The sequence below is a fragment of the Exiguobacterium sp. s141 genome (genome assembly GCF_018618085.1).
Taxonomy (GTDB): domain Bacteria; phylum Bacillota; class Bacilli; order Exiguobacteriales; family Exiguobacteriaceae; genus Exiguobacterium; species Exiguobacterium mexicanum_A.
In genome coordinates this window covers 1-2,366 of record NZ_JACSLJ010000017.1, presented here as the reverse complement: position 1 = coordinate 2,366, position 2,366 = coordinate 1, and the positions used below count along the sequence as shown (strand labels likewise).

The 2,366-nt window shown below is 48.1% G+C and carries 2 protein-coding genes; both read left to right on the top strand.

The features are described from left to right. Positions 1-151: 151 nt before the first annotated feature. A complete protein-coding gene (gene istA / locus KNP74_RS14750) occupies positions 152-1,588 on the top strand; it encodes an IS21 family transposase (RefSeq protein WP_029595511.1) in 1,437 nt (478 codons plus the stop codon). Beyond that, positions 1,585-2,301: an IS21-like element helper ATPase IstB gene (gene istB / locus KNP74_RS14745; protein ID WP_029595512.1), complete on the top strand. Its 717-nt coding sequence runs from the start codon at positions 1,585-1,587 to the stop codon at positions 2,299-2,301. Before istA ends, istB begins: the two co-directional genes overlap by 4 nt. Positions 2,302-2,366: the final 65 nt, after the last annotated feature.

Below are 2,366 nucleotides of genomic sequence, written 5' to 3'. Positions count from 1 at the left end.
GTGTGTAATGCAAAATAGGAGTGCAGAAGTGTGCAACGGAAACGTACACAACTCTGCACTCCTATTTTAGAAAAGAAAAAGGACTTGCCAGCAACCATAATCTCACCCTAACGTTTAAGTTGCGACACAAGAACGTTAGGAGATGGAAGGAATGCTAGCAATGTCCGATATCAATTGTATCAAATATCTGAGAAACCACAAATCACATTCGATCAATCGAATCGCTAAAAATCTAGACCTCAACTGGAGGACGGTAAAAAAATACGCGGATTCAGCTCAACTGCCGAGTGAAACCATTCGCCCCAAGAGAGGCATGATGTACGGAACGAAATGGGGCGAGATGGTCGAGGATTGGTTGACCGAGGATCAAATGCTTCAGAAAAAGTTAAGACGAACGAATAAAAAGCTTTATGAAACGCTGGTGGCGAACGGATTCGAGGGTTCTTACCGGACGGTCTGCAATTTCATCAAGAGCTGGCATATGACGAGCGAGGAGGAAAACGACACAAGGCAAGAACGATTGCAACACCCTCCGGGTGAGGCACAGGTAGATTTCGGGACGATGGAAGTCGTCAAAGATAGTCATGCGGTCGATGTAAAATGCCTCGTCATGAGCCTGCCCTTCAGTAACCGCACAGCAGCTGTCGCCCTGCCCGCAGAAAACCAAGAGTGCTTTTTGACGGGACTCAAAATGCTTTTTGAAGAAATCGGTGGTGTACCGCAACAGCTCAGAATCGATAATCTCCCCGCCGCAGTCATCCAACCACGAACGACAAAAGAAGAGGCGATCTATACAGATGCTTTCCTGCAGTTCATGGCACATTACGGCTTCCAAGTTCAAAGCTGTAATCCTTACAGAGGTAACGAGAAAGGAAGTGTCGAGAACAAGGTAGGATACGTTCGGTACAATTTTCTTGTCCCAGCCCCTGTCATGCATGATTACGATTCGACGAACCGGCAACTCGCAGCTTCCCTACGGGATGACATGGAGAGAGTGCATTACGAAAAGCATGTGCTGATCCGTGAGTTGTTCGAAGAAGAGCAGAGACATCTATTGCGATTGCCGCAAGAAGACTTCCCCGTCTTCAAAGAAGAACTGTTCAAGGTGAACAAGTACGGCGAAATAACGATCGATAAGACGAAAGTCTTGATCCCTTCAGGGGCTCGTCATGGGCAAGTACGCGCCATCTTAAGGTGGGATTCGATGAAGATTCTCTCACTTCACGGAGAAATCCTCTACGAAGAAAAACGTCCCTACATGATGACAAAGCGTGCGCTCCCATGGGAAAACATCATCAGCACTTGGCACAAGAAGCCGAGAAGCTTCGGGCACTCCCGTTATTCCGAATATCTGCCGGGTAGAATCAAAGAGTACCTGGGCGTACCCAACTTACTCGTTCGGCAGGAAAGACTGGCCTGGATCCGAGCCAAGCTCGCACTCTATCCAATCCTCGAGATCAATGAACGCCTATACGAGCTACTGAGCGAGGACGACGATCCAGCCGTGGTTGAGGACCATCCTTATGATGTGGATTGGAGCAAGTACGATAGCCTGAATCGGCCTTGGGGAGAAGGTGGTGCAGTATGAGCCTAAAAGAAATGTGCAAATCGCTCCGCCTTGCCTATGTCGCTGAAATCTATGAATCGATTCCAACGGAATCCCCTGAAAAGTTTCTCACGGAGCTTTTCTCGATGGAAATGCGCCTCCGCGAGGAAGCGAAAGCGCAACGGTTAATCAAAAAGGCAAAATTCATCAACAATAAGTCACTAGACGACTATCATTGGGGCAATCACATCTACTTCCCAAAGCATTTAGATAAGGACGAACTGACCTCACTGAATTTCGTCGAGCACTCACAGAACGTCGTTCTGACAGGGTCCCCGGGTACAGGAAAGACCCATTTGGCCATCGGGCTCGGGAGAGAAGCTTGTCACAAAGGTTATGAGGTGAGGTTCTTCCGGGTCTCTGAACTCGTCGAGCAACTTAACAAGGCCTGGCGGGATGGAAAACTAGGCAACTTCCATTCTCGTCTCGAGTCGGCAGATATGATTATTTTAGATGAGATGGGATATCTCCCTCTCACAAAAGAATCTGCGGAACTTCTGTTTCATCTCATCACCGACTGGTACGAGCGAAAGAGCCTGATCATCACATCCAACCTTGAGTTCAGCCAATGGAATCGCATCTTTGGCGACGCGCGCTTGACTGCGGCACTCGTCGATCGCGTCATCCATCACGCTCACATACTAAACTTTACAGGTGACAGTTATCGTGTCACGCATGCGTTGTCGAAACACTAAAACCCAGCTGGCAAAGTTCTGTACTTTTCGTTGCATTATTGTGCACATTTGTATTGCAAAATACA